The sequence below is a fragment of the Candidatus Jordarchaeum sp. genome (genome assembly GCF_052745115.1).
In genome coordinates this window covers 1-6093 of the sequence record NZ_JBRAKS010000232.1, presented here as the reverse complement: position 1 = coordinate 6093, position 6093 = coordinate 1, and the positions used below count along the sequence as shown (strand labels likewise).

Sequence of the window (6093 nt, the reverse complement as noted above, 5' to 3'; positions counted from 1 at the left end):
AGAATGGCGTGACCCACAAATTAACCTTACCAACCGTATTTGGCACCAGAACCCCCTTCCTTTATCTTAAACAATATTAAGATATATTTAGAAAATGAAATAAATACAAATAATAATTAAACGCTTTAAGAAACAATCTATGATAATCTCTTCCATCCATAAAAATGTGGATAACTATCATTATTTAACTTTTCTTTAATAAGTGAATTCAGCTATGTTATTATGCTTTTTCTAGTTCATTTCCATTTTCAATATTTGTAAATTCCCATTTATCAAGTTTAATCTCCAATGTACAATCTTCTTGGAGATCCGGACAGTCAAGCCTTATTGTAACCTTATCACTACTCTTACCTATAATCTCCGGGTTTTGACAACGATCGGTTAAATTATCCATAAGAAAAAGCACAAAAGCATCAGTAATAACGTTTAGACTGCCCTCAAGCAACTTTTTACCCATATCTCCTAGGGAATAGCGAACCTTCCTTCCATCCCTTTCCGAATCAACTAGGCCGGTATCAACCATTCTTGCGACATGCCAGCGTACTGTATCGTGGTGAACACTCAGATTTTTTGCTATTTCTCTCTGGTGGCACCCAGGTTTATTAACAATATACTGGAAAATATTTTTGGCGGTAGCACTTCTAAGGCTGAAGAAAGCTTTTTCAGCCTCTTTGTCACGCAAAACCTTAGGATAATAAACCAGTTTTCCCCCATACTTGAAGCTACCAATTAAACCCGATTTTTGGAGAGTTCTCAGATGCCAAGAAAGGGTTCCTGGCGGAGTAGCCAGTTCACTGGCAAGTTCTAAAAAATAGGTTCCCGGTTTTTCGCAAATCATCCTATAAATTTCTCTGCGTACCGGATGCAGTAATAATGTGAGCCTCTTCTCCGACAATTCTAAAGCCTCTCCAGATTAAAAAAGGAGACGGTATATAAAACCTTGTCGCAAGACTCCCATTTTTACCTGTAACCTGTATTAAGGAGAATAAGATAAACATTTTAATATTTTCCAGTTTAAAAATAATTAATGAACTTAAATTTAGAATGAATTTATCTATTTTAGCTTGAAAACTAAAATATTGGGATTGAAGAAATAAAAAGTGTACTAATAATAGAGAAATACGTACGCGCACCGCTTAAAGAAATGTAGTGAATAAGTCATTAACAAAAAGTATGAAAAGAGGTTAAACACTTGCAAATAGTTGACTTAACCCAAGCCTATTTCTATGACTTCATAGGGGCAGCCGCTTTTCCAAACATGTACAATTATGAATTTCGCATAAAATCCATCGGCCACAGCATTACCATCGGAAAACAAACTTTTCAATATTTGTCTTCAATCATTAATTTAGAAACACACGCTGGAACCCACATAGATTTTCCTTCATCCCTCCTATTAGCAGGCAAAGAACCGCAGGATTACGACATATCGGACTTTATTTGTGAGGCTTTAACAGTGGAATTCAAAAAAGGTGAAAATGAATACATCACGGGAGAAGAGATGATTGAAAAACTCAAAGAAGTCCCCTCATTAAAGGATAAAGCATTACTGATTAAGACCGGTTTCGGCAAATTCTGGAAAACGGACCCTGAGAAATATTATAACAGTTTTCCCCAAATAGGAAAAGAATGTGCCGAAATAATCGCTAATTTTGGACTTGGTGCACTAGGAATTGATTGTCCTTCTTTAGACATGCCTGATTATCCCCCCTCATTCCCCTATGTGGTTGATGAGGGAGCGGAAGGTTTTCTACAACCGATAAAAGACCCCAAAGCCACAAACCACCTAATTTTACTAAATGCAAACTGCATAATCATCCAAAATCTTAATCTAGAAAAAATCAGAGACATGGAAAGCTTTACACTATGCTTTCCACCTTTAAGAGTGGAAGCTGTGGATAAAATGGCTGCAAAAGCAATATCGATAACAGCACTACCTTGTCGAGCATTCGCAATAAAAACCTAAATTATTAAGGAAAAAAATATTTCAAGGAAAAAAAGAAAGTGCAATTATGGCATAAGAATACTTTCAGTTTTGTCCAAACTATCAATTTTTTCGATCATACCTTTTATTTTTTCAATTAATTCACCAGCATCGTGGCAATCCCCAAAGAACGCCTGTAACCTCTCAGTTTCTATACCAAACTGTTCCAGAAGCTTTCGCAATATTGAAACCCTCAAGTTAGCAACATCAGCTCCTCTAAGATAATGGCATCGATCACATCCGATGAGCATAACGCCGTCTGCACCATTGGTGAATGCGTCTAGAACCACTTGTGTATCAACCGATGCTGCGCAAGGTACCTCCACAATGCTCACATTTACTGGATATTGCATACCGAGCATGCCCGCGTCATCCATAGTGGAATAACCGCACTCCAAGCAAGTGATGGCCACAATTTTCTTGGTTTCTCCACCGTTTCCCAAAACACCATTAATTGCAGCCTTAAGTTGCTTACTGGTGTGATGCCTTAGATCAATGCAGCCAGAGGGACATGCTGCGGCGCATATGCCACAACCGAAGCACTTTGCTTGGTTAACCTGAGCAGCTTCTTCGCCTACGTGGGCAGCATCAAAGGGACAAGCCCATTCACATATTCTACACGAACTACAAATCTCCTCATTAACAACAGATGTAAGTAAGGGTTTCTCAATTTCTTTCTGGTTTAAAAGCTTCACCGCACCCATAGTTGCGCCGGCAGCGTATGATACCGCGTTGGGTATGTCCATAGGTGTCATTGCTCCACCAGCTAAGAATACTCCAACAACGTTTGTTTCTGAAGGACGCACTTTGCGATCCACTACGTCAAAGAAACCGTCGGGTGCCAGGGCTACTCCTAGCATTCTTGCAAGTTCCTGGGTGCCTTTTGATGGAACCATGGCCATGCTTAATACAACAAGGTCCGCTTCTACTTGTTCGAACTCGCCGGTAAAAATGTTCTCGCCCTCAACTATTAGTCTTTCACCGTTGGAAATAACTTCTCCCGGTCTTCCTCTGATGAAGATTACTCCTAGTTCTCGAGCTCTGCGGTAGTATTCCTCGTATCTTGAGCCTATCGGTCGAATATCCATGTATTCAATCACTACCTCTATTTCGGGGAATTGTTCCTTTATCATGATCGCGTGTTTTAAGGCAACCATACAGCAGATGTTTGAACATTGGGGATTGTGTTTCTCGTCTCGGGAACCCACACATTGAATCATGACAACTCTTTTAACTGTTTTGCCATCTGAAAGGCGTATTAGTTTCCCTTGGGTGGGACCAGTGACATCAAGTAACCGCGCTAATTCTATCTGGGTGATCACATCGGGATAAAGCTCATAGTTATATTCTCTAACCAAGGCCGGATTATACTGGTCAAAACCGGTGGCGATTATCATGGCACCTGCTTCGATTGTGAAGGTTTCTTCCTTTTCTTTTAGATCAATAGCATTTGTGGGACAGACTTCTACGCATTTTTTGCACTCTTCAAACTTGCAGGTTTCTGGATCAATTGCATAGATCTGGGGGATGGCTTGTACGAATGGCATGTATATTGCTTTTCTTGTGGTGAGTCCCAGATTAAAGTCGTCAGGTACCTCAACGGGGCAGACTTTGACACACTCGTTACATCTAATGCATTTTTCCTCGCTTACGTATCTTGGGTTCTTTTTAACCACGACCTTATATTTGCCCACATCGCCCAGAACATCCACCACTTCGGAGTTGGTGTAAAACTTGATTTTCGGATTGAACTCTAGGTTGGCTCTGTAAATACATCTGCGGGGTGAACCAACGCCTAATCCGGGGCATCCTGTTGTTCTAACGCAAAGAGAACAGTCTTGTGTTGGAAATACTGTTCCTAGCTCTAGACAGAGTCCACCCACTGTTGGTTTTCTTTCAATTACATCAACATCAATTCCAAGTTCTGCTAATTCTTGAGCTGCGGTTAATCCGGCTATTCCCCCTCCAATCACCACTACTTTCTGAGTGATGGGTATCTTTTCCCGGGGGATTTCCTCCAAGACCTCTGCTCTGTTAGCTGCGGAAATAATTAGGCCTCTAGCTTTCTCCGTTGTTAATTCTTTGGGGTCTCCCCGATGCACCCAGGCACATTGCTCTCTGATGTTTGCAATTACCAAGTCGAAATAGTTCATCTCAGCGTCTTCAAGCAGATGCCCCCATGTGGATTCGTAAAGTTTTGGAGTACAGGCGGCAACCACCACTTTGTCAACCTTGCTTTCCTTGAGTTTCTTTAACATTTTTTCTAAATCTGATTTGCAAAGTACGCTGTATCTTTCTATGAATGTGAATTTTCCGGTTTTTTCTAGATCAGATATTAGCACATCGTAATCGATAACTTGGGATAGGGTTTTTCCACAGTCACATATAAACAAACCAATCTTGGGAGCCATGTAAATCACCTACAGGTTTTCGATTTTTTCAAGTACTGCGTCAGGTTTCATTCTCTGGAATTTAAAGTTCAATTCATCAGCGGATATGCCCTGGGCTAGGGCTAGTAGTTGAGGATAGTAGAAGACAGGGATGTTATAGTCTGTGCCCATAGCCTTATTTATTTGAAATTGCCCGATGTCATATTGAATTAGACAGAATGGACAGACCACACACAAGAGATCCGCCCCCGAGAGCTTAATGTATCTTAGCTTTTCCTCTATCATTTTGTTTGTTGTTTCTTCATCCACAGAGCGCACTCCTACTCCGCAGCACAGGAACTTTTTCTGATAATCAACAGGTGTTGCTCCAGTGGCTTTCACTATGCTCTCAAAATAAGTAGGATTAAAAGGATCATCCACCTGCACGACCTCGCTTGGTCTGAGAACGTGGCAACCATAATGAATGGCCACCTTTATTCCTTTAAGAGGCCTTTTGACTGTGGCTTCAATCTTCTCAGGTCCCACATCCTCATACAATACTTGAAGTAGATGCCTAACATCAACAGTGCCCTTGTATTCTTTACCCACTTTGGCTAAAGCCTCATTAATCTTATCTTTGAAACCGTTTTCATTTTTGAGCACATAATTGGCGGTCACCAGCGACTCGAAACATCCACTGCACAGTGTCAAAACATCTAGCCCTGCTTCTTCGGCGACCACCAGATTTCGAGAGGCTAGAACAAGCCATGTAAACCTGTCCAACGCAGAGAAACCAACCGGATCAGGACAGCAAGCGAATCCCGGTAAATCTTTTACGTTTACATCCAGACTCTTCAATGTTATTCTGGTAGCCACTTCAAGATGTGGTAAACGGTTCGGTATCGTGCAACCTAGAAACAGAGCGTAATCGTGACTCATTCTCCTGATGCTTCCTTCTTTTGGGTTTCGCCCTCCACGGGTTTTCTGTTTTCTACAAGTCTATCGAAACCAGTATAGCTGGTCAATGTGCGTATTTCTTCCGGAGGGGCGTTTTCAATCACGGGTAAACCCAGCTTTTCCCTTCGAGATAGAATAGCCTTGGTGGCGGGGCTGACCATTCCGAATTCCAGTAATGCCTTTGCTTCCTCCTGTAAATGCTCTGGGAAATGGCCTTCTTTGGTGGAGAGGTTTTTAAGTTCAATGATGATTTCCGAAACCTTTACTCCCTGAGGACACTTCTCGGTACAAGTATGACACACGGTGCAAAGCCAAATTTCCGGACTTCCAACGAGGCGGTCTCTTCTTCCAAGCAGAGTGTTTTCAACGATTCTCCGAGGATTGAATTTTGAATTATATCTGAACACCGGGCAGCAGCCAGAGCAGGTCGAGCATTGGTAGCAGTAGTTTAAGGTTTCTCCTTCACGAGTTTCCGTAATCTCCTCTCGGAAACGACTATCCATATCCGACGATGCCTCAACCAATTTGAATCCTCCAATTTTTTAACAAACTAATAATATACTCTTAACCAATAAACCGTTGGCAAGTCTTTGCCGGTTATCATTTTTAATATCATTATAATGAATGCCACATTACTCTACAGATATTTCTAAAGTTTCTTTCGCAAGATACAACCATTAATATTCCACGCATACAATTTTCTTTCAGTATAAAATCTTTTTGTATAGTTTCAGTATTTGAAAATGAGTTTTTGGGGGTAGGGATACCCTTATAGTGGAGAGA

5 protein-coding genes are annotated in these 6093 nt (G+C 41.1%); 1 reads left to right on the top strand and 4 read right to left on the bottom strand.

Annotated elements, in window-relative coordinates; all coding sequences use genetic code 11:
* Positions 1-220 precede the first annotated feature (220 nt).
* On the bottom strand, positions 221-895 hold the full coding sequence (locus tag ACUVXA_RS14565) for a winged helix-turn-helix transcriptional regulator (RefSeq protein WP_445872007.1): 675 nt from the start codon (positions 893-895) through the stop codon (positions 221-223).
* Positions 896-1192: 297 nt separating this feature from the next.
* Here ACUVXA_RS14565 and ACUVXA_RS14560 point away from each other — a divergent pair, with 297 nt between their 5' ends.
* Positions 1193-1966 carry a cyclase family protein gene (locus ACUVXA_RS14560; RefSeq protein ID WP_445872006.1) on the top strand — a complete coding sequence of 258 codons (774 nt, stop codon included), beginning with the start codon at positions 1193-1195 and terminating at the stop codon, positions 1964-1966.
* Positions 1967-2010: 44 nt separating this feature from the next.
* On the opposite strand, the gene ACUVXA_RS14555 is transcribed toward ACUVXA_RS14560, so the two are convergent.
* Genes ACUVXA_RS14555 through ACUVXA_RS14545 form a run of 3 tightly spaced genes read right to left on the bottom strand, consistent with a single transcriptional unit; the run spans position 2011 to position 5834 of the window.
* Positions 2011-4395, bottom strand: coding sequence for an FAD-dependent oxidoreductase (locus ACUVXA_RS14555; RefSeq protein ID WP_445872005.1), 2385 nt, complete (start codon positions 4393-4395; stop codon positions 2011-2013).
* Positions 4396-4404: 9 nt separating this feature from the next.
* Complete coding sequence (gene hdrB, locus ACUVXA_RS14550; RefSeq protein WP_445872004.1) at positions 4405-5292, bottom strand: CoB--CoM heterodisulfide reductase subunit B; 888 nt, start codon at positions 5290-5292, stop codon at positions 4405-4407.
* Positions 5289-5834: a 4Fe-4S dicluster domain-containing protein gene (locus ACUVXA_RS14545; protein WP_445872003.1), complete on the bottom strand. Its 546-nt coding sequence runs from the start codon at positions 5832-5834 to the stop codon at positions 5289-5291. Before ACUVXA_RS14545 ends, hdrB begins: the two co-directional genes overlap by 4 nt.
* Positions 5835-6093 lie beyond the last annotated feature (259 nt).

Bases quoted from the DNA above. Each gene is read 5' to 3' on its own strand.
- hdrB (WP_445872004.1), bottom strand. From the start codon at position 5,292: ATGAGTCACGATTACGCTCTGTTTCTAGGTTGCACGATACCGAACCGT.
- ACUVXA_RS14555 (WP_445872005.1), bottom strand. From the start codon at position 4,395: ATGGCTCCCAAGATTGGTTTGTTTATATGTGACTGTGGAAAAACCCTA.